The organism is Paraburkholderia sp. RL17-373-BIF-A (assembly GCF_046030175.1).
In the GTDB taxonomy this organism is placed as follows: domain Bacteria; phylum Pseudomonadota; class Gammaproteobacteria; order Burkholderiales; family Burkholderiaceae; genus Paraburkholderia.
This window is the reverse complement of record NZ_JARESO010000372.1, coordinates 1-629: the sequence shown is the minus strand read 5'-3', so window position 1 is coordinate 629 and position 629 is coordinate 1. Positions and strand designations below refer to the sequence as shown.

1 pseudogene is annotated in these 629 nt (G+C 58.3%); it reads left to right on the top strand.

What is annotated here, in order from left to right:
- Positions 1-480, top strand: a pseudogene (locus tag P0D80_RS50925) (transposase); the annotation flags it as partial.
- Positions 481-629 lie beyond the last annotated feature (149 nt).

Genomic DNA, 629 nt, shown 5'->3' with positions numbered 1-629 from the left:
GCTATCAAAGAGAAACTGAAGGCACAGTTCAAAGGCCTCGATCCTGTGCGGCTGCTGCAGGAGATGCGAACGGCGCAGCAAACATTGAGCGACTTTGCAGCCCACGGCGTGCGTGCTGAAGCAGCGCCGGCGGGCGAATCAGACGTTGCCGTCTTCCTCGCAAGCCTTTCTTCGGCATGGAAGGAAGGTGAGGCACGTCCAACGCACCGGAAGCAACCTAAGGCAAAGCACTGGTGGAGAAGTCGGGTGGATCCGTTCGCCGACGCGTGGCCGCTCATCGAAGGATGGCTGATTGCAGAGCCCTCGGTACCGGCCAACGTATTAATGGATCGGTTGACCGCGATGTTTCCAGAAGCGTACGCAAGTCAGGCACAACTACGGACGCTGCAACGTCGGGTCAAGGCGTGGCGAGCAGAGCGCGTAAAAGAACTGATTCTTGGAGGCCGACGAAAGTCCGCTGATGCGCCAGCCGAAGTGTAAGTTGCGGAAAAGTTGAAAGTCGCCGGGGGCCGGCCGCTCCGCGCCCGGCAAATCACGAACGAAGAGAAGAGAGCAAAACGACAACAATCAGTCGGGTAACATTCCTTCGTGAGGCAACACGACCGGCCATCCTGCTTGACGTTATCCAG